Genomic DNA, 23,426 nt, shown 5'->3' with positions numbered 1-23,426 from the left:
TTCATGACCCGGCCGTTCCGCTTCGGCGTCACCATGATGGCCCCCTCGACCGGCGACGAGTGGCGCAAGAAGTGCCGCAGGGCCGAGGAGCTGGGATACGACGTGATCCTGGTCGCCGACCATCTCGGGATGCCCGCGCCGTTCCCCGCGATGGTCGCGGCCGCCGAGGCCACCGAGCGGCCGAGGGTCGGCACCTTCGTCCTCAACGCCGGATTCTGGAACCCCGCGCTCCTCGCCCGCGAGGTGGCCACGACCGACGCACTGACCGGCGGACGCCTCGAACTCGGCCTCGGCACCGGCTATGTGAAGGCCGAACACGACGCGGCCGACCTGCCCTGGGGATCGCCGGGCGAACGCGTCAGCCATCTCCGTGACACCATCAAGAAGTTGGACGAACTCCTCGGCTCCGACAAGCACCAGCCCCACCCCGCCCAGAAGCCCCGCCCGCCCCTCCTCATCGGCGGCAACGGCGACCGCATGCTCGAACTCACCGCCGAACACGCCGACATCGCCGCCTTCACCGGAGCCAGGCCGGCCCCCGGCGAGCCGGAGGGGAAGCTGACCGTGCTCTCCGCCGAGGACCTCGAAGAACGCGTCGCCACGTACCGGCGCTTCGCCTCCTCCCGCAGCCGCCCTGCCGAACTGAATCTGCTGATCCAGCAGGTCAAGGTCACCAAGGACCGGCGGGCCACCGTCCGGCCCTCCCTCGGGCTCGTCCCGCATCTCACCGAGGAGCAGGCCCTCGACCTGCCGGTGGTCCTGCTCGGCACGGTCCGGCAGATGGCGGAGCAACTGCGCGCCCAGCGGGAGCGGTTCGGCTTCTCGTACATCTGCGTCCTGGAGTCCGGCATGGAGGCGTTCGGCCCGGTGATCGAGGAGCTGAGCGGGGACTGAGTGCCTGCATCTCGCATGAATACGTTGGCGGCCGCGGTGCACCCGATGGTGGACTTGCCACGGAAGCAGCCAAGTATGCGATGCGCGAGGAGACTCCATGACCCGGCCGTTCCGTTTCGGCGTCAACATGGTCAACCTGTCGACCGGCGACGAGTGGCGCAAGAAATGCCGCAGGGCCGAGGAGCTGGGATACGACGTGATCCTGGTCCCCGACCACCTCGGCGCTCCGGCGCCGTTCCCCTCCCTCGTAGCCGCCGCCGAGGCCACCGAACGGCCCAGGGTCGGCACCTTCGTCCTCAACACCGGCTTCTGGAACCCCGCACTCCTCGCCCGCGAGGTGGCCACGACCGACGCACTGACCGGCGGACGCCTCGAACTCGGCCTCGGCACCGGCTATGTGAAGGCCGAGCACGACGCAGCCGGGCTCCCGTGGGGATCTCCGGGCGAACGCGTCAGCCATCTCCGGGACGCCGTCAAGAAGTTGGACGAACTCCTCGGCTCCGACGAACACCAGCCCCGGCCCCTCCAGAAGCCCCGCCCGCCCCTGCTGATCGGCGGCAACGGCGACCGCATGCTCAAACTCACCGCCGAACACGCCGACATCGCCGCCTTCACCGGAGCCAAGGCCACCCCCGGCGACAACAGCGGCGCGATGCGGCACCTCACGGCCGAGGAACTGGACGAACGGGTCGCCGCCTACCGCCGGTTCGCCGCGCACCGCACCGAACCGGCCGAGCTGAACCTGCTCATCCAGATGGTCGAGGTGACGGACGACCGGCGCGCCGCGATCCGCCCGGTCCTCGACTACATCCCGCACCTCACCGAGGACACCGCGCTCGAACTCCCGCTCCTCCTCATCGGCACCGTCCAGCAGATCGCCGACCAGCTGCGCGCCCAGCGGGAGCGGTACGGCTTCTCGTACATCACGGTCCTCGAGCCCTACTTCGAGACGTTCGGGCCCGTCATCGAAGAACTGTCCGGGAGCTGACGGCGACGGTCCGTCGTGGTGCGCATGCCTTCCGGAACCCCGTCCGTATGCCGAAAATCCCGCGCACCACGGCGTCCGTCGATGGTGGGATGCCCCCATGGACGACCTTCGGACCCGGGCCGCGACGCCCGACGACCTCGACGCCGTGCTCGCCTTCTGGAAGGTGGCCGCCGAGGGCACCAGCATCAGCGACGACCGCTCCGGCGTCGAGCGGCTCGTCGCCCGCGACCCCGACGCGCTGATCCTCGCCGAGCGCGCGGGGCAGCTCGCGGGCACGGTCATCGCCGGATTCGACGGCTGGCGCTGTCACCTCTACCGCCTCGCCGTCCATCCCGACCACCGCCGCAGGGGCGTGGGGGCGGCCCTGCTCGCCGCCGCCGAGGAGCGCTTCGTACGACTCGGCGGGCGCCGCGGCGACGCGATGGTCCTCGACGGGAACGAGCTCGCCCACCACGCCTGGCGCGCTGCGGGCTACGCCCCCGAACCGCAGTGGAGCCGCTGGGTGAAGCCGCTCGCCGGCTGAGCCTGCCGGGATCCGCACGGCGACGCTGGTGGGCGAGCCGAGCTGGATCACGAAGACGGTGGTGGGCGAGCCGACCGGCATCCAGGCTGTTTTGCTGCGCCTTTACCATGGTGGCACCACTCGTATCCACTGAAAGGTGTGAGCGTCCGCCCATGGGCGAGCCTCCCAGTACCCGACATCGCGCGTTCCGCCCGCCCCTGCACGATCATGGGACGGAGGTGACCCGATGACCGAAGTGCTCCTGCTCCTCGTGGCGGTGCTGCTCTGTCTGACCTGTGGGGTCTTCGTCGCGGCGGAGTTCTCCCTCACGACGGTCGAGCGCAGCGAGCTCGAGCGGGCCGTCGAACGCGGTGAGCGCGGCGCGGCCGGCGCCCTGCGGGCCGTCAAGAACCTCACCTTCCAGCTCTCCGGCGCGCAGCTCGGCATCACCGTCACCAATCTGGTCGTCGGCATGCTCTCCGAGTCGTCCATCGCCAAGCTGATCGCGGGCCCGTTGGGCGACATCGGCGTGCCGCGGTCGGCCGCGTCCTCGGTGGCCCTGGTCATCGGCACGGCCCTGTCGACCGTCTTCCTGATGGTCATCGGCGAGCTGGTCCCCAAGAACTGGGCGATCTCGTCGCCGCTCGCCGTCGCCAAGCGGGTGGCGACGCCGCAGCGTCTGTTCAGCGCCGCCTTCCGGCCCTTCATCACGCATCTCAACAACACCGCGAACCGTTCGGTGCGCCGCTTCGGCATCGAGCCCGCCGAGGAGCTGGCCTCAGCGCGCGGCCCCAAGGAGCTGGTCGCGCTGGCCCGCCACTCCGCCAAGGAGGGCGCCCTGGAGGCGGACACCGCCGAGCTGTTCATGCGCACGCTGAACCTCGCCGACCTCACCGCGGAGAACGTCATGACGCCGCGCGTCCAGGTCATGGCCCTCGACGCGCACGCCACCTGCGAGGACGTCGCGAACGCCACGCGCGCGACCGGCCTGTCCCGGTTCCCCGTCTACCGCGGCAACCTCGACTCGGTCGTCGGCGTCGCGCACATCAAGGACGTGCTCGCCGTGCCCGCCGAGCGCAGGGCCCGCTATCCCGTGGCCGAGCTGATGCGCGAGCCGCTGCTCGTACCGGAGACGCTGACCGTCGACCGCCTCCTCGACCGGCTGTCCGGAAAGCGCACGATGGCCGTGGTCATCGACGAGTACGGCGGCACCGCGGGAGTGGCCACGCTGGAGGACATCGTCGAGGAGGTCGTCGGCGAGGTGCGGGACGAGCACGACCCGCACGAGACGCCCGACATCGCCGCGGCGGGCACGGACGAGGAGGGCAGGACGCTCTACTCCGCCGACGGCGCCGCCCGCACCGACCAGCTCGCGCGGGTCGGCCTGCGGGTCCCCGAAGGCCCCTACGAGACGCTCGCCGGGCTCGTCGCCACCGAACTCGGCAGGATCCCGGCCGTCGGCGACGGCGTCGAGGTCGGCGGCTGGCGGCTCGACGTCGTGGACGCCACCGGGCGGCGCGCCGCGCGCGTGCTCCTGCACGCCCCCCTGACCACGGACGAGCCGGAGGAGGATGCCCGATGATCGCCGTCCAGTTGCTGATCGGCTTCGCGACGCTCGTCGTGAACGCCTTCTTCGTGGGCGCCGAGTTCGCGCTCATCTCCGTACGCCGCAGTCAGATCGAACCGCACGCGGAGGAGGGGAACAAGCGCGCGAAGAGCGTGATGTGGGGGCTGCGGCACGTGTCGGCGCTGCTCGCCGCGGCACAGCTCGGCATCACGCTGTGCACCCTCGTCCTCGGCATCGTCGCGGAACCGGCCATCGCCCATCTCCTGGAGCCCGTCTTCGACGCCGTCGGGGTGCCGCACGGTCTGGTGCACCCGATCTCCTTCGTCATCGCGCTCACCGCGGCGACGTATCTGCACATGCTGCTCGGCGAGATGGTCCCCAAGAACATCGCGCTCGCCGAGCCGGTGCGCACGGCGCTGCTGCTCGGGCCGCCGCTGGTGGCCCTCGCGCGGGCGCTCCGCCCGGTGATCTTCGCGATCAACGCGTTCGCCAACGGCCTGCTGAAGCTGCTGCGCGTCGAGGCCAAGGACGAGGTGTCCGCGAGCTTCTCCGACGACGAACTCGCCCGCATGGTCAAGGACTCCAGTGACGCGGGACTGATCGACGACCGCGCGCAGGAGCGCCTGCACGACGCCCTCGAACTGGGCCGCCGTCCGGTCAGGGACGTGGTCCTGCCGCTGGAGGACGTGGTCTACGCGCGCGTGGGCGTCGCTCCGGAACAACTGGAGCGGCTCTCGGCCGAGTCCGGGTTCTCGCGCTTCCCCGTCGTCGACGAGGGCCGCAGGATCGTCGGCTATCTGCACGTCAAGGACGCACTCGACCGGTCGCCGCGGGACCTGCCGTTCCGGGTCCCGGACATGCGCAAGATCGCCCAGGTCCGCGAGAACACCCCGCTGGACGACGTCCTGACCGCCATGCGCGGCAGCCGTACGCACGTGGCCGCGGTGCTCGGCTCGGACGGCAGGCTCGCCGGCATGGTCACCATGGAGGATGTGCTCAGGGAGCTGTTCGGCCAGCCCGTGTGAGCCGCCCGTACACAACCGAGGGGGATGCCCGAGTTGAGTCAACTGGTCCTGCGCGACGTGTCGTACGGCTATCCGGACCGGCCCGTCCTGGAACGCGTGTCCCTCTCGGTGCGCCCCGGCGAGAAGGCCGGGGTCATCGGCGAGAACGGCTCGGGGAAGTCGACGCTGCTGCGGCTGATCGCGGGTGAGTACGCGCCCGCCGACGGCGAGGTGGCCGTCGTGTCCGACGGCGGCATCGGCCACCTCGCCCAGGTGCTCAGGCTGCCACCGCACGCCACCGTGCAGGACGCGGTAGACGACGCCCTCACCGAACTGCGCGACCTGGAGCGGCGGATCCGGGCGGCGGAGGCCTCGCTCGGGGCCGCCGCCTCCGGCGCCGAACTCGCCGCGTACGGGGATCTCGTCGCCGCCTTCGAGGCCCGGGACGGCTATCGGGCCGACGCCCGCCTGGAAGCGGCCCTGCACGGACTCGGCGTACCGCACCTGGAGCGTTCACGGACGCTCGGGTCGCTGTCCGGCGGCGAGGCCGCGCGGCTCGCGCTCGCCTGCGTCCTCGCCCCGCAGCCGGAGCTGCTGCTGCTCGACGAGCCGACGAACCACCTGGACGACCAGGCGCTCGGCTGGCTGGAGGAGCGCCTTCGCGCCCACCGCGGCACGGTCGTCGCCGTCACCCACGACCGGGTCTTCCTCGACCGGGTCGCCGAGGCGATCGTCGAGGTGGACGGCGACCGCAGGGCCGTGGCGCGGTACGGCGGCGGCTGGCACGGCTATCTGGAACAGCGCACCACGGCACGACGCCGCTGGCAGGAGCGCCATCGCGAGTGGGCCGACGAGGTGGCCCGCCAGGAGCGCCTCGCGCAGGGCGGCGCCGACCGGCTCTCGACGGGCTGGCGGATGAGCGAACGGCCCCGGTTCGCGGGGCATCAGCGGTCGGTGGAAGGGCAGCTCTCCGGCGTCGTACGCAATGCGCGCGAGCGGCTGCGTCGGCTGCGCGCCGAGCCGGTGCCGCGGCCTCCGGACCCGCTGCGGTTCGCGGCGGCGGTCGAGGGCGGCGACCATCCCTTCGTACGTCCGGTCACGCTCACGGACGTACGGGTGGGCGAGCGGCTCGACGTCGGGGAACTGACCCTCGAACCCGGCTCACGGACCCTGGTGACGGGGCCGAACGGCGCGGGCAAGTCGACGCTCCTGCGCGTCCTCGCGGGCCTCGTCGTCCCCGACAGGGGCACGGTGGACGGACCGGCCCGCGTCGGGCATCTGCCGCAGGAGATCGAGCACGACGACACGGCGCTGCCGCTCCTCGAAGCGTTCGCCGCGGGGCTTCCCGGACTGCCGGAGGAGCACACCGAGGCGTTCCTGTCCCTCGGGCTGTTCCGCGAGGAGGACCTGGCCGTGCCGGTGAAGGGGCTGTCCGTGGGGCAGCGCCGCCGTCTCGCCCTGGCCCGCCTCGTGACCCGCCCCGCCGATCTGCTGCTCCTCGACGAGCCGACGAACCACCTCTCCCCCGCGCTGGTCGAGGAGCTCGACGAGGCGCTCGCCGGGTATGCGGGGACGCTGGTCGTCGTCTCGCACGACCGCAGGCTGCGGGAGCGCTTCCGCGGGGCGCAGGTGCGGGTGGACGCGGGGCGGGTGCTGCGCGGATAGCCGCGGGGGTGCGGGCGGGCCCGGTCTCAGAGGACCGGTTTGCCCGCACTCGCGGGCGGGGCGGGTCGCTCGGTGAGGCCGGGGCCCGCCGCCCCGGCCTCGGAGGCGCCGACGGCCGTGAGCACCGCGAGGACCGCGGCCATGCCCGCCGTCGCGAGGGCCGGGACCCACGGCACGTCCAGGAGGCTGGTCGCTCCGGCGACCAGGACGGCGGCCAGCGACTGGGCGAACGTGCGGATCGCGCGTTCCGCGGTGGCCTTCCAGAAAGCTGCGGTCCACATGGCGGGCTCGCTCTCTCGTGACGACGGGTGCCTATGGCATACCGCCGACGCGACACGCTGCCCAGATCCCCCGCGCCCCGGGAAACGGAGTGCGCCCCACCTCCGACGGCGGACGGTCCTTCGACCCCGACGCCCGCCGCCGAAGGGCCCGTCGGGATACGATCGCTCCCGCCATGCAGATGAATGCCAACTACACCAGTCTCGTCGCGGTCGGCGACTCCTTCACCGAGGGCATGTCTGACCTGCTCCCCGACGGCAGCTACCGCGGCTGGGCCGATCTGCTCGCGGGCCGGATGGCGGCGCAGAGCCCCGGCTTCCGCTACGCGAACCTCGCCGTACGCGGCAAGCTCATCGGCCAGATCGTCGCCGAGCAGGTGGACGCCGCGGCCGCGATGCGGGCCGATGTGGTCACCCTGGTGGGCGGGCTCAACGACACCCTGCGCCCCAAGTGCGACATGCAGCGCGTCCGCGGCCTGCTCGAAGAGGCCGTCGAACGCCTCGCCCCCTCCTGCAAGCAGCTCGTCCTGATGCGCAGCCCCGGCCGGAACGGTCCCGTCATGGAGCGCTTCCGCCCGCGCATGGAGGAGCTCTTCGCCCACATCGAGACGCTGGCCGCCCGGCACGACGCCGTGGTCGTCGACCTCTACGGCGCGGCCGTCCTCGGCGACCAGCGGCTCTGGGACGTGGACCGCCTGCACCCGACGGCCGAGGGGCACCGCAGGGTCGCCGAGGCCGTGTGGCAGGCGCTCGGCCACCCTCCGCAGGAGGACTGGCGCGCCCCGCTGCCGACGGCCGTGCCGCCGAACTGGACCGCGCGCCGCGTCGCCGACGCCCGGTTCGCGCGGCAGCACCTCGTGCCGTGGATCGGCCGCCGTCTGACCGGCCGGTCGTCCGGGGACGGTCGGCCGCCCAAGCGTCCTGAGCTGCTGCCGTACGACGGGCCGCCGGCCTGAGCGGGCCGCCAGCTTTGCCGCGCTGCTTGTTGTCGGACGTCTGCGGGTGCGTCGTGGCTGGTCGTGCCCACGCGGCGGAGCCGCATGCCGCACAGTCCCGCGCCCCTTCGGGGCCCGCGCCTCTCGTAGCTTCCGACCAACAGGGGCGTGGCGCTGGCCTGCATGAATGCCCAGTAGAATCCATTCACGTGACTGCTGCGCCTGCAAAGCCCCGTATCCCGAACGTCCTCGCCGGACGTTATGCCTCCGCCGAGCTCGCCACCCTCTGGTCGCCCGAGCAGAAGGTGAAGCTGGAGCGTCAGCTCTGGCTCGCCGTGCTGCGCGCGCAGAAGGACCTGGGGATCGAGGTTCCGGACGCCGCCATCGCCGACTACGAGCGCGTGCTCGACCAGGTCGACCTGGCCTCCATCGCCGAGCGCGAGAAGGTCACGCGCCATGACGTGAAGGCCCGCATCGAGGAGTTCAACGCCCTCGCCGGGCACGAGCACGTGCACAAGGGCATGACCTCGCGCGACCTCACCGAGAACGTCGAGCAGCTGCAGATCCGGCTCTCCCTCGAACTGATCAGGAACCGCACCGTCGCGGTCCTCGCCCGGCTCGGGCGGCTCGCCGGTGAGTACGCGGAGCTGGTCATGGCGGGCCGCTCCCACAACGTCGCCGCGCAGGCGACCACGCTGGGCAAGCGCTTCGCGACCGGCGCCGACGAGCTGCTCGTCGCCCACCGCCGTCTCGACGAGCTCATCGCCCGCTATCCGCTGCGCGGCATCAAGGGCCCGGTCGGCACCGCCCAGGACATGCTCGACCTGCTCGGCGGCGACGCCCACAAGCTCGCCGACCTGGAGCAGCGGATCGCCTCGCACCTCGGCTTCGAGACCGCCTTCACCTCGGTCGGCCAGGTCTACCCGCGCTCGCTCGACTACGACGTCGTGACCGCCCTGGTCCAGGTCGCCGCCGCGCCGTCGTCCGTCGCCAAGACGATCCGTCTGATGGCCGGGCACGAGCTGGTCACCGAGGGCTTCAAGCCGGGCCAGGTCGGCTCGTCCGCGATGCCGCACAAGATGAACACCCGTTCCTGCGAGCGCGTCAACGGCCTCACCGTCATCCTGCGCGGCTACGCCTCGATGACCGGCGAGCTCGCGGGCGACCAGTGGAACGAGGGCGACGTCTCCTGCTCGGTCGTACGCCGGGTCGCGCTGCCCGACGCGTTCTTCGCGCTCGACGGCCTCCTGGAGACCTTCCTGACCGTGCTCGACGAGTTCGGGGCCTTCCCCGCGGTCGTGGCGCGCGAGCTGGACCGCTACCTCCCCTTCCTCGCCACCACCAAGGTCCTGATGGCCTCGGTGCGGGCGGGCGTCGGCCGCGAGGAGGCCCACGAGGCCATCAAGGAGAACGCGGTCGCCTCGGCGCTCGCCATGCGCGAGCAGGGCGCCGAGCGCAACGAACTGCTCGACAAGCTCGCCGCGGACTCCCGCATCCCGCTCGACCGCGCCCAGCTGGACGAGCTGATGGCCGACAAGCTGTCCTTCACCGGTGCGGCGAGCGACCAGGTCGCCGTGGTCGTCGCGCAGATCGAGGCGCTCCTCAAGGAGCACCCTGAGGCCGCGGCCTACACGCCGGGCGCGATCCTGTAGCGACTGGTGCGCTGACGCGCTGTGCCGCTGTTCTGCAGCAAGCACACGTACGACGGCCCCGGAGCATGCCGCTCCGGGGCCGTCGCGCGTTCCTCCTACAGCCCCACGTCCCTGCTGCGGTAGTCCTCGAGGGACTCGCGGCGGACCAGGAGCCTGGCGTGTCCGTCGGCCACCGCGACCACGGGCGGGCGGCCCACGAGGTTGTATCCGGAGGCCATCGAGAGGTGGTAGGCCCCGGCGGCCGGGACGGCGAGCAGGTCCCCCGGCCGTACGTCCCCGGGCAGCGGCACGTCCGTCGCGAGGATGTCGCCCGCCTCGCAGTGCCGCCCGACGACGGTCACGGGCGCGGCCTCGGCCGTGGAGCGCCGGCCGACCAGGCGGGGCACGTACCGCACCCCGTACAGCGCGGGACGCGGGTTGTCGCTCATGCCGCCGTCCACGGCGACGAACGTCTGTCCGCCGGTCCGCTTCACCGCGAGCACCCGGTAGAGGGCCACCCCGGAGGGGCCCGCGATCGCGCGGCCCGGTTCCACGATCAGGCGGGGCACCGTGAGGCCCGCCGCCGCGCAGCTCTCGATCAGTTCGGCGCGCACCTTGCGGGCGAGCGCGGCGATGTCGAGCGCGTCCTCGCCGGGGCGGTAGGCGATGCCGTGCCCGCCGCCGAGGTCGAGTTCGGGGAGCGTGACGCCGTGCTGGTCCTTGATCCTGGCCATCAGGCCGACCAGTCTGCGCACCGCGGCGAGGAACGGCTTCTCCGTGGTGATCTGTGAGCCCAGGTGGCAGTGCAGGCCCACCAGGTCGAGCGTGGGCTGGGCCAGGATGCGGGCGATGGCGTGCTGTGCGGAGCCGTCCGTGATCGACAGGCCGAACTTCTGGTCGTCGGTGCCCGTCCGGATCTTGGCGTGCCCGCCGGCCGCGATGCCGGGCACCACCCGGACCATCACCTTCTGCCTGCTGCCCGTCGGGACGGCGGCGGACAGGCGGGTGATCTCCGAGGCGCTGTCGATGACGATGCGGCCGACACCGAGCCGGAGCGCCGCCTCCAGGTCCTGGGGGCTCTTGGCGTTGCCGTGCAGCACGATGCGTTCGGCGGGGAAGCCGGTGGTGACGGCGAGTTCCAGCTCGCCGGCCGAGCAGACGTCGAGGCCGAGGCCCTCCTCGTCCATCCAGTGCGCCATGGCACGGCACAGGAACGCCTTGGCGGCGTAGAGGACTTCGGCCTCCGGGAAGGCGCGCAGATAGCCGCGGCAGCGGCCGCGCACCTCGCCCTCGTCGAGGAGGTACGCGGGGGTCCCGAAGCGCTCGGCGACCTCGCTGAGCGGGACACCGCCGACGGAGAGGTCACCGTCGTCGAGGCGGGTGGTGGAGACGGGCCAGACGGAGAGCTCGGGGTCGGGCGGGGAGGCCGGCCGGGGGGCCTTGGCGGGGCGGGTGCCCAGGGCGGCGGAGGGGGCCGGCGACGGGCTCTGTGCCGGGAACGGAGGTACGTGCAAGGTGGTCATGACAGGGTCTCTTTTCGCCTCGTCCTCAGCCGATCCATAGGTTCAGCGCGCCCGCGAGGGCCGCCGCGCCGGTGACGCGCAGGACGCCCACCGCCTGCGGGTCCCAGTCGCGCCAGGCGGCGGCGCGGCGCTCGCCGGGCCTGACCGGCGGCGGTCCGACGGGATGTGCGGCAAGGCGCGGATCGACGGTGACCTCACGGACGCCGAGCGGCTCGGTGAGGGCCCGCAACGCCGGTTCGGAGAGCCTGATCCACGGCTCCCGGTCGCCGAGGGCGGCGCCGAGGCGTTCCTCGGTGGTGAAGGCGACGGCGGTGCGCCCGCCGACGGGGGTGCGGAACAGGCGGGCGACACAGCCCGCGGGTCCCGGCCGGACGGGGACGAACAGCGGTCCGGCCGGGCCGGGTTCACAAGGCTCGGGGTCCTCGCCGCACGGGATCTCTGTCATGGGGTTCCTCCGGTGGAGACAGAACGGATGCTGCGGAGTCGGGCACCGCGGGTTCGTTGGGTGACCCGCGGCATACGGTGACGTTATGCCCGGCACGAGGTGCCAACCGACCCTCCATGACGTGACGTTGACGCGACTGCGCCCTGCTCTGACGCGATGCTGTCACCCGGTCCTGTCGTACATCAGGGCCACGTCAAGGCCGACGGGGCGCTCTTGAGCGGTGACTCCGTGGCCAGTTGGATGACGGGCGGAACGGGAACCCGGTGTCGCGGACGCGGGTCGTCGTTCACGGGCCGGCCGGTGTCACGCCCAGTTCACTCGAAGGTCTCACTCCGGAGGAGCCCGCATGATCCCGCTTCCCCAGCAGCCGCTGCCCGACGTGAACCGCTGGTTCACCGCCGGATCGCCCGGGCCCGCCTCCCTGCCGGAGCATGTCGCCGCCACGGGTGTCGGCGGCTGGTGGGCGGACCGTGCCCTGAGCCCACGGGTCGCCGCCGTCTCCTGCGCGGGCCATGTGCTCCTGAGCGGCGATCCGCACAGTCTCACGCCGGGCCTGCTCGTCCCCTTCGCCCGCAGCCGGGTGGAGGCTCCGGCGCGCTTCCTGCCGGTGCTCGGCGCCGCGTTCGATCGGCTCGTACCGGTGGAACGCATGGTGTACGTCCACCGTGAGCCGGTGGACCCGCCGCGCCCGCCGCGCGGGGTGACCGTGCGCCGTCTGGAGGCCCGCGACGCCGAAGCCCTCACCGCACTGTCCGGCGACTCCGCGTGGATCCACAGCAGTTGGGGCGGCCCCACGGGGCTCGCCACCTCGGGGCACGGCTGGGGCGCGTTCGACCGGGCGGGCCAGGTCGCCGCCGTGGCCTGCGGCTATTTCGTCGGCGGGGCGTACGAGGACGTCGCCGTGCTCACCACGCCCGAGCGGCGCAGGGAGCGGCTTGCCCTCGCGTGTGTGACGGCCCTGTGCGCGGACATCACCGCGCGCGGGCGCACCGCGAGCTGGTCCTGCGGGCGCGACAACCGGCCGAGCCGCCTGCTGGCCTGGACGGCAGGCTTCCGGTTGCTCCGTGAGTACGTCCAGTACGCCACCGGGAATCCCTCCGTGCGGCCGCGGCCGACCTCGCGCGCCTCCGCGTGAACCCTCCCCCGCGACCTCCGCACGAGCCCTCCCCTAGCCCGGCCCCCTTGCGTACCCCTAAAGCGCACCCAAACCGCGGCCAGGTCCCGGCCAGCCCGTCGCCAACCCACGCCTGACCCGCCCCCAACCCGCCCCTGAGCCACCCCCAAGCGCGTCCTTGGCCGCCGCTTCCACCCCTGTCACTGCATCACTGTCTGGCCCGAAATGTGGTGATGGATGCCTGCGGCAAGCAATAGCCGTCCACCCCTTGAAGATCAAGGGAGTTCAGAAGAGGGCAAGGTCACAGGCTCTTTCGGCACCGCGTGCCAGGGGTTCCGCCCTAGCATTCGGGGCATGACGGTCCTGCCTGACGACGGGCTTTCCCTGGCCGCCGAGTTCCCTGATGCGACCCATGAGCAGTGGCAGCGCCTGGTGGAAGGCGTGCTGCGCAAGTCGGGTAAGGACGTATCGGGCGCGGCTGCCGAGCAAGCGCTGTCCACCGCACTCGAGGACGGGCTCAGCACCCGCCCCCTGTACACCTCCCACGACGCCGCGCCCGACGTGGGCCACCCCGGCTTCGCCCCGTTCGTCCGGGGCGGCACGGCAGGCGGCAACGCGGCCGCGGGCTGGGACGTGCGGCAGCGGCACGCGGGCACCGACCCCGTACGCACGAACGAAGCCGTGCTCGGCGACCTGGAGAACGGCGTCACCTCGCTCTGGCTGAGCGTGGGCGCGCACGGCGTCCCGGTGTCCGGCCTCGCGCAGGCGCTCGACGGCGTCTTCCTCGACCTCGCCCCCGTCGCGCTCGACGCGGGCGCCGAATTCGCGCCCGCCGCCCGTGAGTTGCTCGGCCTGTACGAGACCGCGGGCGTGCCCAAGGAGTCGGCGCACGGCAACCTCGGCGCCGACGTGCTGGGCCACGAGGCCCGCACCGGCGAGGAGTCGGACCCGGCGGCCGCGGTGGAGCTCGCCCGGCTGTGCGCCCGGGAGTACCCCGGTCTGCGTGCGCTCGTCGTGGACGCGCTGCCCTACCACGAGGCCGGCGGCTCGGCCGCGCAGGAGCTGGGCAGCTCCCTGGCCACGGGGGTCGCCTATCTGCGGGAGCTGACCGGTGCCGGGCTCTCCGTCGAAGAGGCCTGCGCCCAGCTGGAGTTCCGGTACGCGGCGACCGCCGACCAGTTCCTGACCATCGCCAAGCTGCGGGCGGCACGCCGCCTGTGGGCGCGGGTCGCCGAGGTGTGCGGCGCCGCGTCCGCGGGGGCGCAGCGCCAGCACGCGGTGACGTCGCCGGTGATGATGACCCGGCGCGACCCGTGGGTGAACATGCTGCGTACGACGATCGCCTGCCTGAGCGCGGGCGTCGGCGGCGCCGATGCCGTGACCGTGCTGCCGTTCGACCACTCGCTCGGCCTGCCCGACGCGTTCGCGCGCCGGATCGCCCGCAATACGTCGACGATCCTGATCGACGAGTCGCATCTGGCGCGCGTCATCGACCCGGCGGGCGGCTCCTGGTACGTGGAGCGGCTCACCGACGAACTGGCCCACGCGGGCTGGGAGTTCTTCCAGGAGATCGAGCGTGCGGGCGGCCAGGCGGCGGCCCTGCGCTCCGGATGGATCGGCGAACGCCTCGCCGCGACCTGGGCCGATCGCGGCAAGAAGCTCGCCAAGCGGCGCGAGCCGATCACCGGTATCAGCGAGTTCCCGCAGCTCACCGAGCGCCCCGTGGAGCGCGACGCGGCGCCCGATGCGCCCACCGGGGGGCTGCCCCGGGTGCGGCGCGACGAGGCGTACGAGGAGCTGCGCACCCGCTCCGACGCGCATCTGGCGAAGACCGGTGCCCGGCCCCGCGTGTTCCTCGCGGCGCTCGGCCCGGCCGCCGCGCACACCGCGCGGGCGACGTTCGCGTCGAACCTCTTCCAGGCGGGCGGCATCGAGGCCGTGCACGAGCCGGCGACGGTGGACCCGGAGACGGCCGCCGAGGCGTTCCGGGCCAGCGGGGCGACGGTGGCGTGCCTGTGCTCCAGTGACGCGCTGTACGCGGAGCAGGCCGACGCGGTCGCCGAGGCCCTCAAGTCGGCCGGTGCGCAGCGGGTGTTCCTCGCCGGGCGCGGGGAGTACGCCGCTGTCGACGCATACGTCTTCGCGGGCTGCGACGCCGTGGCCGTGCTCTCCTCCACCCTCGACCGCATGGGAGTGGCGTAATGCGGATCCCCGACTTCTCCTCCATCGACCTGGGTCCCGGCGACGGCGCCGCGGGCTCGCACGAGCAGTGGCGCACCGCCGTCAAGGAGTCCACCGGCAGGTCCGAGAGCGACCTGCTGTGGGAGACGCCCGAGGGGATCGCGGTCAAGCCGCTGTACACCGGGGCCGATCTGGAGGGCCTCGACTTCCTCGGGACGTATCCGGGCGTGGCGCCGTATCTGCGCGGGCCCTACCCGACGATGTACGTCAACCAGCCCTGGACGATCCGGCAGTACGCGGGATTCTCCACCGCCGAGGAGTCCAACGCCTTCTACCGGCGCAACCTCGCCGCGGGGCAGAAGGGCCTCTCGGTCGCCTTCGACCTGCCCACGCACCGGGGTTACGACAGTGACCACCCACGCGTCACCGGCGACGTCGGCATGGCGGGCGTGGCCATCGACTCCATCTACGACATGCGTCAGCTCTTCGACGGCATTCCGCTGGACAAGATGACGGTGTCGATGACGATGAACGGCGCCGTGCTTCCCGTGCTCGCGCTCTACATCGTGGCGGCCGAGGAACAGGGCGTGGCGCCCGAGAAGCTGGCCGGGACCATCCAGAACGACATCCTCAAAGAGTTCATGGTCCGCAACACCTACATCTATCCGCCGAAGCCCTCGATGCGGATCATCTCCGACATCTTCGCGTACACCTCGCAGAAGATGCCGCGCTACAACTCCATCTCGATCTCCGGCTATCACATCCAGGAAGCGGGGGCGACGGCCGACCTGGAGCTGGCGTACACCCTCGCCGACGGCGTGGAGTATCTGCGCGCGGGTCAGCAGGCCGGTCTCGACGTGGACGCATTCGCCCCGCGCCTCTCCTTCTTCTGGGCGATCGGCATGAACTTCTTCATGGAGGTCGCCAAGCTCCGCGCGGCGCGCCTGCTGTGGGCGAAGCTCGTCAAGCAGTTCGACCCGAAGAACGCCAAGTCGCTGTCCCTGCGCACCCATTCGCAGACCTCGGGCTGGTCGCTGACCGCGCAGGACGTCTTCAACAACGTCACGCGCACCTGTGTCGAGGCGATGGCGGCGACGCAGGGCCACACCCAGTCGCTGCACACGAACGCCCTCGACGAGGCACTCGCGCTGCCCACCGACTTCTCCGCCCGCATCGCCCGCAACACCCAGCTGTTGATCCAGCAGGAGTCGGGCACGACGCGGTCGATCGACCCATGGGGCGGCAGCGCCTACGTCGAGAAGCTGACGTACGACCTGGCACGCCGTGCCTGGCAGCACATCGAGGAGGTCGAGGCGGCGGGCGGCATGGCGCAGGCCATCGACGCGGGCATCCCCAAGCTGCGCGTGGAGGAGGCCGCGGCCCGTACGCAGGCGCGCATCGACTCGGGGCGCCAGCCCGTCATCGGCGTGAACAAGTACCGGGTGGACAGCGACGAGCAGATCGAGGTCCGCGCGGTCGACAACTCCTCGGTGCGGGCCCAGCAGATCGCCAAGCTGCGGCGGCTGCGCGAGGAGCGCGACGAGAACGCCTGCCAGGACGCCCTGCGCACACTGACCGCGGCCGCCGAGCGCGGTTCGGGCCCCGGCCTCGAGGGCAATCTGCTCGCCCTGGCCGTCGACGCGGCCCGCGCGAAGGCCACCGTCGGTGAGATCTCCGACGCACTGGAAAAGGTGTACGGGCGGCATGCGGGCCAGATCCGTACGATCTCCGGTGTGTACCGCACCGAAGCAGGCCAGTCGCCGTCCGTCGAACGCACGCGCACCCTGGTGGACTCCTTCGAGGAGGCCGAGGGCCGCAGGCCGCGCATCCTGGTCGCCAAGATGGGCCAGGACGGTCACGACCGCGGCCAGAAGGTGATCGCCACCGCCTTCGCCGACCTGGGCTTCGACGTGGACGTCGGCCCGCTGTTCCAGACCCCGGCGGAGGTCGCCCGGCAGGCCGTCGAGGCGGACGTGCACATCGTGGGCGTCTCCTCGCTCGCGGCGGGGCACCTCACCCTGGTCCCCGCGCTGCGCGAGGAACTGGCCGCCGAGGGCCGCGACGACATCATGATCGTCGTGGGCGGCGTGATCCCGCCGCAGGACGTCGAGGCGCTGCACGAGGCGGGTGCCACGGCGGTCTTCCCGCCCGGCACGGTCATCCCGGATGCCGCGTACGACCTGGTGAAGCGTCTGGCGGCCGATCTCGGCCACGAACTGTGAGTCGGTGAGCCCCCAAAGCCCATGGCTGTGACGATCGACATCGACGCGTATGTGAAGGGCGTACTCGACGGGAAGCGCGCGTTCGTCGCGCGGGCCATCACCCTCGTCGAGTCGACCCGGCCGCAGCACAGGGAACTGGCGCAGCGGCTGCTGACCGAGCTGCTCCCGCACAGCGGGCGGGCTCGCCGGATCGGCATCAGCGGGGTGCCGGGCGTGGGCAAGTCCACGTTCATCGACGCGCTCGGCACGATGCTCACCTCGCTCGGACACCGGGTCGCGGTGCTCGCCGTCGACCCGTCGTCCACCCGCACGGGCGGCTCCATCCTGGGCGACAAGACCAGGATGGAGCGGCTCTCGCTCGACCCTGCCGCGTTCGTCCGGCCCTCTCCCTCCGCCGGGACGCTCGGCGGTGTCGCCAAGGCGACCCGCGAGTCGATCGTGGTGATGGAGGCGGCGGGGTACGACGTGGTGCTCGTGGAGACCGTGGGCGTCGGCCAGTCGGAGACGGCGGTCGCGAACATGGTCGACACGTTCCTGCTGCTCACGCTCGCGCGCACCGGCGACCAGCTGCAGGGCATCAAGAAGGGCGTCCTCGAACTCGCGGACGTGATCGCCGTGAACAAGGCGGACGGCCCGCACGAGCGGGACGCACGCTCGGCGGCGCGTGAACTGGCGGGCGCCCTGCGCCTCATGCATCCCCAAGCTCTCGGCTCCGCTCGAGCAGGGGAGACCCCACTCGCCGACGCCGCCTGGACCCCACCCGTGCTGACCTGCAGCGCCCGCGAGTCCAGCGGCCTGGACACCCTCTGGGAGCGGATCGAGCAGCACCGTACGCTGCTCGACTCGACGGGCCGTCTGGCCGCCAAGCGCCGCGACCAGCAGGTCGACTGGACCTGGTCGATGGTCCGGGACGAACTGCTCGGCAGGCTGCTCGCGCACGGAGAGGTGCAGCGGGTCGCGCCGGACCTGGAACAGCGCGTGCGTGAGGGCACGTTGACGGCGACGTCGGCCGCCGAGCAGATCCTCGACGCCTTCCAGCCACGGTCCTGACACCCGCGCCGACCCCGACCCGCAGGGCCTCAAGTGAACGGAGCCACCCGCACCATGAACGCCACTCCCGACGAAGCCCCCGTCCTGATCCGCCGCGAGGGCCGCGCCGGGCACATCGTCCTGAACCGGCCGCGTGCCATCAACGCCCTCAACCACGCGATGGTCGGGCTCGTCGACGACGCCCTGACGGCCTGGGAGCGGGACGACGCGATCGCCACGGTGGTCATCACCGGCGCCGGGGAGCGCGGGCTGTGCGCGGGCGGCGACATCCGCTCCATCCACGACGACGTCCGGGCGGGCGGCGGCGCGGCCTCGGCCGCCTTCTGGCACGACGAGTACCGCCTCAACGCCCGCATCGCCCGCTATCCGAAGCCGTACGTCGCGGTCATGGACGGCATCGTGATGGGCGGCGGCGTCGGCGTGTCCGCGCACGGCGACGTCCGCATCGTCACCGAACGCTCCCGGATCGCCATGCCGGAGACCGGCATCGGCTTCGTGCCCGACGTGGGCGGCACCTATCTGCTGACGCGCGCCCCGGGCGAGTTGGGCACGCATCTCGCGCTGACCGGCTCCGCCGTGGGCGCGGGCGACGCGCTGCTGTGCGGTCTCGCCGACCACTTCGTGCCGTCGGAGCGCCTCGCGGAGTTCACCGCGGCCCTCTCGGACACCCCCGCGGCCGATGCCGTACGGCAGTACGCGACGGCGGCTCCCGACGGTGAACTGGCCGGGTGGCGCGAGTGGATCGACCACTGCTACGCGGCCGACTCGGTCGAGGAGATCGTCGACCGTCTGCACGCCGTCGGCGACCGGCACGCGAAGGAGGCGGCGGAGACGATCCTCGCGAAGTCCCCGACCTCGCTGAAGGTCACGCTCGCCGCCCTGCGCCTGGCGCATGAACTGCCGTCCCTGGAAGCCGTCCTGGAGCAGGAGTACCGCGTCTCCTGCGCCGTGCTCGCCTCGCCCGATCTGCCCGAGGGCATCCGCGCGCAGGTCGTGGACAAGGACCGCAGGCCGCGCTGGTCGCCCGCGGAGCTTTCCGGCGTACCGGACTCGGCCGTGGCCCGCTTCTTCGAGCCGTCGGGCACGGGCTCTCTCGGCCTCCTCTGACGGACCAGGCCCCGGCATGCCGTGACCTGGGGCCCACGCCCTCACGGCGGGTCCGTCTCCGTGACCACGGCCAGGAGCTGGAAGGGCAGTTCCCTGTCCCACTGGGCGACTCCGAGGGCGATCCAGCGGCCGTCCACCTGCCACAGGTGCAGATCCGGCACGCAGGAGCTCAACTGGGCCCACGGCTCCGGTATCGCCTCGTCGGCTTCGCCGAAGTCGACGGCCACGGTGCGCTCGAAGAGGCTCGCCAGGCTGAACCGCTGCGGGGGTCCCCAGCGGTCGGCGAGGAGCACCGTCAGGGCGTCGCGCTCCGCCTCGTACTGCTCCTCGGTGGCGTGCCATCGCGTGCCGTCGTCCTCCCAGAAGGAGTCGCTCGTCAGTAACTCCGCGATGTGGTACCCGGGACCCTCGGAGCCGCGCTCCGACCTGCCGTGCTCCCCAGGGAATTCCCGGGAGCGCAGCAGGTCGATCGCGGCGAGATGCTGTGAGGTCGTCATGGCATCCAGTAAAGCGGCCGCCACTGACAACCAGTCACGCGTCGCGGCGCCGCACCGCCCACCAGCCCGCGAGGAGCGCCGCGGCCGCCCAGGCCGCCGTCACCGCAAGCCCGGCCCAGGGTCCGAGGGTTCCCGTCGCGTTCTCGTGCAGCACCTGCTGGCCCGCCTTGTCGGGCAGGAAGGCCGCGACACCGCTCGCCACGTCGCCGACCACGAACGACACGATCAGCGTGAAGGGGATCAGCACGCTCAGGACGGCGACTCCACTGCGCAGCACGGCCGTGAGGCCCGCCGCGAGGAGCGTCATCAGCGCCAGGTAGATGCCGCCTCCGACGCAGGCGCGCACGGCGCCGGGGTGCCCGAGCCCGATCGCGTACTCCCCCAGAAATGCCTGGCCGATCAGAAAGGTGGCGAAGCTGGTGACGAGCCCGGTCACGAGCGCGAGTCCCCCGACGACGGCCATCTTGGCGCCGTAGAACAGTCCCCTGCGCGGCACCGCGGCCAGCGAGATCCGCAGCGCGCCGCTCGTGTACTCCGAGGACACAGCGGTGGTGCCGAAGCTGATGGCCGCGATCTGGCCGAAGTTGAAGGCGTAGAAGGCGCCGAAGAGCGGTTCGGCGTCGGCGTTGTCCGCCTCGGCCTTGCCCACCGTCGCGAACACCAGCGTGGTGATGGCGACGGTGGCCGCGAACACGGCGATCAGCGCGCCCCGGCTGGAACGCAGCGACTTGAGCTTGATCCACTCGGCGCGGACGACGGGCAGCACGGCGGTGTTCGACATCGTCAGGCCTCCTGGCGGGACGTGGGTGCGGCGGACGAGGCAGGCGCGGTGGCCGCGAACTCGGTCTCGTCGGCGGTGAGGGCGAGATAGGCCTGCTCCAAGGAGGCCTCTTCGTCGGCGAGTTCGAGGACCGGGATCCCGGCGGCCGCGGCGATGGCGCCGATCTCCTCGGCCCTCGCCCCGTCGACGGTCCAGCGACCGTCGTCCGCCTCCCCCAGGGTGTGGCCCTTGCCCGACAGGACGCCGCGGAGTGCCGCCGGGTCCGTGGTGCGCACCCGGACGCGCGGGCGGCTGTGCGCCTCGATGAACTCCCGCATGGAGGTGTCGGTGAGGAGCCTGCCCCGGCCGAGGACCACGAGGTGGTCGGCGAAGGTGGCGGTCTCGTTCATGAGGTGGCTGGAGACCAGGACCGTGCGGCCCTCCCGCGCCAGACGCCGCATCAACTCGCGGATCCAGATGATCCCTTCGGGGTCGAGGCCGTTGGACGGCTCGTCCAGCATCACCACGCCGGGGTCGCCGAGGAGCGCCGCAGCGATGCCGAGGCGCTGCCGCATGCCGAGCGAGAACGTCTTGATCCGGCGACCGGCCACGGACGCGAGCCCGGCTTCCTCAAGGACCTCGTCGACGCGCCGCTCGGGGAGCCGGTTGCTGACGGCGAGGGCCAGCAGATGGCTGTGGGCGGTGCGCGATCCGTGGGCCGCCTGGGCGTCGAGCAGCGCGCCGACGTGGCGCAGGGGGTCTTCGAGGGTGGCGTAGGAGCGGCCGCCCACGGTGGCCGTGCCCGAGGTGGGCCGGTCGAGGCCGAGGACGAGGCGCATGGTGGTGGACTTGCCGGCGCCGTTGGGGCCGAGGAAGCCGGTGACCCGGCCGGGTCGGACGCTGAAGGTGAGGGCGTCCACCGCGCGGGTCGTGCCGTACTCCTTGGTCAGGTCTTGGACGTCGATGCTGGTCATGGGCATCAGCCTCGCCGCCGCCCCCGCCTGCGGTCTTCCCCCGCCCGGGGAGAGTGTCTCCCCCGCACGGGGGAGCCGGTCGGCGCGGTCCGCCTGGCACGATGACGGAATGCCCGGCTTCCTGAGACCCCTGACGCGCGCCGTGACCTACACGCGCAGTCTGCATCTCCTCCTGGGCTCAGGGGTCGCCTGGGTCCTGGCCTCGATCTATCCGGGGCTCTCCAGCCCGACGCGCACCGACTGGGTGCTCGTCCTGGTCATTCCCGTTCCGCTGCTGCTGATCGCCGCCATGGTTCCGGCCATGCGCAGGGCCGAGGGTCTGCAGGCCCGGCTGATGCTGTTCCCGGGTGCGCACGCGCGCGTGGAGGGCGAGGGGGAGGAAACGGGGATCTCCGTGGCTCCGTCCTCCTCGTGGCGGGACCGGGGCAGGACCGCGCTCTGGCTGGTGCTCCGGCTCGAGGTCGGCTGTGCCCTGGTGCTGGGGACGGGGCAACTGCTCGGCATGGTCTTCGCGTTGCTGGGCGCGCTGGACGAGCCTCCGGAGACCGACGGGCTCCTCCTGCCCGTGCCCTCCCCCGGCTGGGCCGCCCTGCCGCTGGGGCTCCTGCTCGTCCTCGCCGAGGGCGCGATGATCATGGGCACGGGGTCGTTGATGGCCCACGTGGCCCGCCGTCTCCTCGGCCCCTCCCCCGCGGAGCGCCTCGATGCCCTGGAGGAGCGCACCGAGCAGCTCCTGGAACGCAACCGCATCGCGCGCGAACTGCACGACTCCATCGGGCACGCGCTGACCGTCGCCGTCGTCCAGGCGGGCGCCGCACGGGCCGCGGCCGACCCGGAGTTCACCGACCGCGCCCTGGAGGCCGTCGAGGAGACGGGCCGGGCCGCGCTCGAGGATCTGGAGCGGGTCCTTCGCGTGCTGCGGGAGGACGGGCGGCCCGCGAGCAGCAGACCCACGCTCGCCGACGCCGACCGCCTCCTCGACTCCGCCCGCGCCTCGGGCGCGAAGGTCGACGTCGAGGTGACCGGGCCCGTGGAGCGGCTGCCCGGACCGGTCTCCCGCGAGGGCTACCGGATGCTCCAGGAGTCGCTCACCAACGTCCTGCGTCACTCGGGCCCGGTGCCGGTGCGCCTGCGCATCGCCGTCGACGACACCCGGCTGCTGATGGACGTACGCAACGCGCTGCCCGGGACGACGACCGCGACGGGGCGCGGCGGCAGCGGTCTGCGCGGCATACGGGAGCGGGCGACGCTGCTCGGCGGGCGGGCCAGCACGGGGCCCGACGACGGCGAATGGCAGGTGCACGTCGAGCTTCCCCTGGCGTGATCTAGGCTGACCGGATGCCGGTCACAGTGCTCCTGGTCGACGACGAACCCCTCGTACGCGCGGGGCTGCGTGCCGTCCTCTCGGCACAGCCCGACATCGAGGTGATCGGCGAGGCCGCGGACGGCGCCGCGGTGATCCCCCTGGTCCGCGAGCTGCGGCCCGACGTGATCGCGATGGATGTCCGGATGCCGCTGCTCGACGGCATCGAGGCCACCCGGGCGGTCCTGCGCACGGTCCAGGACCCGCCGAAGATCCTCGTGATCACGACCTTCGAGAACGACGAGTACGTGTACGAGGCGCTGCGCGCGGGAGCCGACGGGTTCCTCCTGAAGCGGGCCAGGCCCGCGGAGATCGTGCACGCCGTGCGCCTGGTCGCCGAGGGCGAGTCGCTGCTGTTCCCCGCGGCGGTGCGGCAGCTCGCGGGCTCGTACGGCGCTGAGCGGGGCAATCCGGCGGCCAGGGCCGCGCTGGACCGGGCGGCGCTGACCGAGCGCGAGGCCGAGGTGCTGCGGCTGATGGCGCGCGGCCTGACCAACGCGGAGATCGCCTCCGGTCTCGTCGTCGGCACGGAGACCGTCAAGTCGCACGTCAGCGCCGTCCTTGCCAAGCTGGGTGCACGCGACAGGACACAGGCGGTCATCGCCGCCTACGAGTCCGGTTTCGTGTCGCCGGGATGAGGTCCGCGCACGGCGTGCGGATGCGGTACGCACACAGGGTGAAGGCGGGCCCGGCACTCGCCGCCGCCCCGCGCTGCGAGTACGATCC

Annotated in this window: 21 protein-coding genes; 15 read left to right on the top strand and 6 right to left on the bottom strand. The window is 72.4% G+C overall.

Features of this window, described 5'->3' with window-relative positions:
* Positions 1-3 precede the first annotated feature (3 nt).
* The 6 genes from ACFWZ2_RS06920 to abc-f all read left to right on the top strand — a co-directional run bounded on the left by ACFWZ2_RS06920 (position 4) and on the right by abc-f (position 6,620).
* Positions 4-894 carry an LLM class F420-dependent oxidoreductase gene (locus ACFWZ2_RS06920; protein ID WP_384542944.1) on the top strand — a complete coding sequence of 297 codons (891 nt, stop codon included), beginning with the start codon at positions 4-6 and terminating at the stop codon, positions 892-894.
* Positions 895-991: 97 nt separating this feature from the next.
* Entirely contained in the window at positions 992-1,882 is an 891-nt protein-coding gene (locus ACFWZ2_RS06915; RefSeq protein WP_384542941.1) for an LLM class F420-dependent oxidoreductase, read from the top strand.
* Between the two features lie 97 nt (positions 1,883-1,979).
* Positions 1,980-2,405 carry a GNAT family N-acetyltransferase gene (locus tag ACFWZ2_RS06910; protein WP_384542938.1) on the top strand — a complete coding sequence of 142 codons (426 nt, stop codon included), beginning with the start codon at positions 1,980-1,982 and terminating at the stop codon, positions 2,403-2,405.
* 226 nt (positions 2,406-2,631) lie between these two features.
* Positions 2,632-3,966, top strand: coding sequence for a hemolysin family protein (locus ACFWZ2_RS06905; protein WP_384542935.1), 1,335 nt, complete (start codon positions 2,632-2,634; stop codon positions 3,964-3,966).
* On the top strand, positions 3,963-4,976 hold the full coding sequence (locus tag ACFWZ2_RS06900; RefSeq protein ID WP_384542932.1) for a hemolysin family protein: 1,014 nt from the start codon (positions 3,963-3,965) through the stop codon (positions 4,974-4,976). Before ACFWZ2_RS06905 ends, ACFWZ2_RS06900 begins: the two co-directional genes overlap by 4 nt.
* 24 nt (positions 4,977-5,000) lie before the next feature.
* The gene (gene abc-f, locus ACFWZ2_RS06895) at positions 5,001-6,620 is read left to right on the top strand and encodes a ribosomal protection-like ABC-F family protein (protein WP_384542929.1); all 1,620 of its coding nucleotides are present in this window, start codon (positions 5,001-5,003) and stop codon (positions 6,618-6,620) included.
* Between the two features lie 26 nt (positions 6,621-6,646).
* On the opposite strand, the gene ACFWZ2_RS06890 is transcribed toward abc-f, so the two are convergent.
* Positions 6,647-6,901 carry a holin gene (locus ACFWZ2_RS06890; protein ID WP_384542926.1) on the bottom strand — a complete coding sequence of 85 codons (255 nt, stop codon included), beginning with the start codon at positions 6,899-6,901 and terminating at the stop codon, positions 6,647-6,649.
* 173 nt (positions 6,902-7,074) lie between these two features.
* On the opposite strand from ACFWZ2_RS06890, the gene ACFWZ2_RS06885 reads away from it, so the two are divergent.
* Both ACFWZ2_RS06885 and purB read left to right on the top strand, forming a co-directional pair.
* The gene (locus tag ACFWZ2_RS06885; protein ID WP_384542923.1) at positions 7,075-7,854 is read left to right on the top strand and encodes an SGNH/GDSL hydrolase family protein; all 780 of its coding nucleotides are present in this window, start codon (positions 7,075-7,077) and stop codon (positions 7,852-7,854) included.
* 188 nt (positions 7,855-8,042) lie between these two features.
* Positions 8,043-9,485, top strand: a complete 1,443-nt coding sequence (gene purB, locus ACFWZ2_RS06880; protein ID WP_384542920.1) for an adenylosuccinate lyase — start codon at positions 8,043-8,045, stop codon at positions 9,483-9,485.
* Positions 9,486-9,580: 95 nt separating this feature from the next.
* On the opposite strand, the gene lysA is transcribed toward purB, so the two are convergent.
* Positions 9,581-10,987 (bottom strand): diaminopimelate decarboxylase, encoded by a 1,407-nt coding sequence (gene lysA, locus ACFWZ2_RS06875; protein WP_384542917.1) that lies wholly within the window; start codon positions 10,985-10,987, stop codon positions 9,581-9,583.
* A gap of 25 nt (positions 10,988-11,012) precedes the next feature.
* A complete protein-coding gene (locus ACFWZ2_RS06870; RefSeq protein ID WP_384542914.1) occupies positions 11,013-11,432 on the bottom strand; it encodes an SAV_915 family protein in 420 nt (139 codons plus the stop codon).
* Positions 11,433-11,778: 346 nt separating this feature from the next.
* Between ACFWZ2_RS06870 and ACFWZ2_RS06865 the strand changes: the two genes are divergently transcribed.
* The 5 genes from ACFWZ2_RS06865 to ACFWZ2_RS06845 all read left to right on the top strand — a co-directional run bounded on the left by ACFWZ2_RS06865 (position 11,779) and on the right by ACFWZ2_RS06845 (position 19,106).
* Positions 11,779-12,567, top strand: coding sequence for a GNAT family N-acetyltransferase (locus ACFWZ2_RS06865; RefSeq protein WP_384542911.1), 789 nt, complete (start codon positions 11,779-11,781; stop codon positions 12,565-12,567).
* Positions 12,568-12,900: 333 nt separating this feature from the next.
* Positions 12,901-14,748: a methylmalonyl-CoA mutase small subunit gene (gene mutA / locus ACFWZ2_RS06860; protein ID WP_384542908.1), complete on the top strand. Its 1,848-nt coding sequence runs from the start codon at positions 12,901-12,903 to the stop codon at positions 14,746-14,748.
* On the top strand, positions 14,748-16,949 hold the full coding sequence (gene scpA / locus ACFWZ2_RS06855; RefSeq protein ID WP_384542905.1) for a methylmalonyl-CoA mutase: 2,202 nt from the start codon (positions 14,748-14,750) through the stop codon (positions 16,947-16,949). The genes mutA and scpA overlap by 1 nt, the downstream gene beginning before the upstream one ends.
* A gap of 21 nt (positions 16,950-16,970) precedes the next feature.
* On the top strand, positions 16,971-17,999 hold the full coding sequence (gene meaB / locus ACFWZ2_RS06850) for a methylmalonyl Co-A mutase-associated GTPase MeaB (RefSeq protein ID WP_384542902.1): 1,029 nt from the start codon (positions 16,971-16,973) through the stop codon (positions 17,997-17,999).
* 54 nt (positions 18,000-18,053) lie between these two features.
* The gene (locus ACFWZ2_RS06845) at positions 18,054-19,106 is read left to right on the top strand and encodes an enoyl-CoA hydratase/isomerase family protein (protein ID WP_384542900.1); all 1,053 of its coding nucleotides are present in this window, start codon (positions 18,054-18,056) and stop codon (positions 19,104-19,106) included.
* Positions 19,107-19,147: 41 nt separating this feature from the next.
* On the opposite strand, the gene ACFWZ2_RS06840 is transcribed toward ACFWZ2_RS06845, so the two are convergent.
* The 3 genes from ACFWZ2_RS06840 to ACFWZ2_RS06830 are packed head-to-tail and all read right to left on the bottom strand — an operon-like array spanning position 19,148 to position 21,337.
* On the bottom strand, positions 19,148-19,603 hold the full coding sequence (locus tag ACFWZ2_RS06840; protein WP_384542897.1) for a hypothetical protein: 456 nt from the start codon (positions 19,601-19,603) through the stop codon (positions 19,148-19,150).
* A gap of 34 nt (positions 19,604-19,637) precedes the next feature.
* Positions 19,638-20,384, bottom strand: a complete 747-nt coding sequence (locus tag ACFWZ2_RS06835; protein WP_384542894.1) for an ABC transporter permease — start codon at positions 20,382-20,384, stop codon at positions 19,638-19,640.
* A 2-nt stretch (positions 20,385-20,386) separates the two neighbouring features.
* Positions 20,387-21,337 carry an ATP-binding cassette domain-containing protein gene (locus ACFWZ2_RS06830; protein WP_384542891.1) on the bottom strand — a complete coding sequence of 317 codons (951 nt, stop codon included), beginning with the start codon at positions 21,335-21,337 and terminating at the stop codon, positions 20,387-20,389.
* A 109-nt stretch (positions 21,338-21,446) separates the two neighbouring features.
* Here ACFWZ2_RS06830 and ACFWZ2_RS06825 point away from each other — a divergent pair, with 109 nt between their 5' ends.
* Positions 21,447-22,661, top strand: coding sequence for a sensor histidine kinase (locus ACFWZ2_RS06825; RefSeq protein ID WP_384542889.1), 1,215 nt, complete (start codon positions 21,447-21,449; stop codon positions 22,659-22,661).
* A gap of 14 nt (positions 22,662-22,675) precedes the next feature.
* Positions 22,676-23,338: a response regulator gene (locus tag ACFWZ2_RS06820; RefSeq protein ID WP_384542887.1), complete on the top strand. Its 663-nt coding sequence runs from the start codon at positions 22,676-22,678 to the stop codon at positions 23,336-23,338.
* Positions 23,339-23,426 lie beyond the last annotated feature (88 nt).

Origin of the sequence: Streptomyces sp. NPDC059002 (genome assembly GCF_042740435.1) — a bacterium.
Taxonomy (GTDB): Bacteria; Actinomycetota; Actinomycetes; order Streptomycetales; family Streptomycetaceae; genus Streptomyces.
Note: the sequence above shows the minus strand (reverse complement) of the source record. Positions and strands in the feature narration are given on the sequence as shown.

Coding starts and splice junctions, on each gene's coding strand:
- ACFWZ2_RS06920 (WP_384542944.1), top strand. CDS start 4: ATGACCCGGCCGTTCCGCTTCGGCGTCACCATGATGGCCCCCTCGACC.
- ACFWZ2_RS06915 (WP_384542941.1), top strand. CDS start 992: ATGACCCGGCCGTTCCGTTTCGGCGTCAACATGGTCAACCTGTCGACC.
- ACFWZ2_RS06910 (WP_384542938.1), top strand. CDS start 1,980: ATGGACGACCTTCGGACCCGGGCCGCGACGCCCGACGACCTCGACGCC.
- ACFWZ2_RS06905 (WP_384542935.1), top strand. CDS start 2,632: ATGACCGAAGTGCTCCTGCTCCTCGTGGCGGTGCTGCTCTGTCTGACC.
- ACFWZ2_RS06900 (WP_384542932.1), top strand. CDS start 3,963: ATGATCGCCGTCCAGTTGCTGATCGGCTTCGCGACGCTCGTCGTGAAC.
- abc-f (WP_384542929.1), top strand. CDS start 5,001: ATGCCCGAGTTGAGTCAACTGGTCCTGCGCGACGTGTCGTACGGCTAT.
- ACFWZ2_RS06890 (WP_384542926.1), bottom strand. CDS start 6,901: ATGTGGACCGCAGCTTTCTGGAAGGCCACCGCGGAACGCGCGATCCGC.
- ACFWZ2_RS06885 (WP_384542923.1), top strand. CDS start 7,075: ATGCAGATGAATGCCAACTACACCAGTCTCGTCGCGGTCGGCGACTCC.
- lysA (WP_384542917.1), bottom strand. CDS start 10,987: ATGACCACCTTGCACGTACCTCCGTTCCCGGCACAGAGCCCGTCGCCG.
- ACFWZ2_RS06870 (WP_384542914.1), bottom strand. CDS start 11,432: ATGACAGAGATCCCGTGCGGCGAGGACCCCGAGCCTTGTGAACCCGGC.
- ACFWZ2_RS06865 (WP_384542911.1), top strand. CDS start 11,779: ATGATCCCGCTTCCCCAGCAGCCGCTGCCCGACGTGAACCGCTGGTTC.
- mutA (WP_384542908.1), top strand. CDS start 12,901: ATGACGGTCCTGCCTGACGACGGGCTTTCCCTGGCCGCCGAGTTCCCT.
- scpA (WP_384542905.1), top strand. CDS start 14,748: ATGCGGATCCCCGACTTCTCCTCCATCGACCTGGGTCCCGGCGACGGC.
- meaB (WP_384542902.1), top strand. CDS start 16,971: ATGGCTGTGACGATCGACATCGACGCGTATGTGAAGGGCGTACTCGAC.
- ACFWZ2_RS06845 (WP_384542900.1), top strand. CDS start 18,054: ATGAACGCCACTCCCGACGAAGCCCCCGTCCTGATCCGCCGCGAGGGC.
- ACFWZ2_RS06840 (WP_384542897.1), bottom strand. CDS start 19,603: ATGACGACCTCACAGCATCTCGCCGCGATCGACCTGCTGCGCTCCCGG.
- ACFWZ2_RS06835 (WP_384542894.1), bottom strand. CDS start 20,384: ATGTCGAACACCGCCGTGCTGCCCGTCGTCCGCGCCGAGTGGATCAAG.
- ACFWZ2_RS06830 (WP_384542891.1), bottom strand. CDS start 21,337: ATGACCAGCATCGACGTCCAAGACCTGACCAAGGAGTACGGCACGACC.
- ACFWZ2_RS06825 (WP_384542889.1), top strand. CDS start 21,447: ATGCCCGGCTTCCTGAGACCCCTGACGCGCGCCGTGACCTACACGCGC.
- ACFWZ2_RS06820 (WP_384542887.1), top strand. CDS start 22,676: ATGCCGGTCACAGTGCTCCTGGTCGACGACGAACCCCTCGTACGCGCG.